The organism is Streptomyces sp. URMC 126, from assembly GCF_051386555.1.
Lineage (GTDB): Bacteria > Actinomycetota > Actinomycetes > Streptomycetales > Streptomycetaceae > Streptomyces.
In genome coordinates, this window is the sequence record NZ_JBPQTX010001367.1 from 1 (window position 1) to 235 (window position 235).

1 protein-coding gene is annotated in these 235 nt (G+C 62.1%); it reads left to right on the forward strand.

Going from position 1 to position 235, the window contains the following annotated elements; translation table 11 throughout:
* Positions 1–46: 46 nt before the first annotated feature.
* Positions 47–235: hypothetical protein (locus ACSNOK_RS36300; RefSeq protein ID WP_436784906.1), on the forward strand; the 189-nt coding region annotated here is incomplete at its 3' end.

Here is a 235-nt window from a genome sequence, read left to right on the forward strand (position 1 = left end):
GGTGTGCGTCGTAGCCGCACTCTACTGCGCACGTGCTGAACTGTCCGTGATCCGCCGCTTGCGGACGGCGACCGAAGGCCTGCACCAGATGCGTCATCGGACGCTGTCGATACCGGAACCCCTTTCTGGGCAGTTCGACGGAGAACAGCAAACGTCTTGGGTCCAAATCCTTGATCTGGGCACCGTATGTCTTCGCGAGCTGCCGCAGCCGCCGCATCCGGTCAAAGACGCGGTT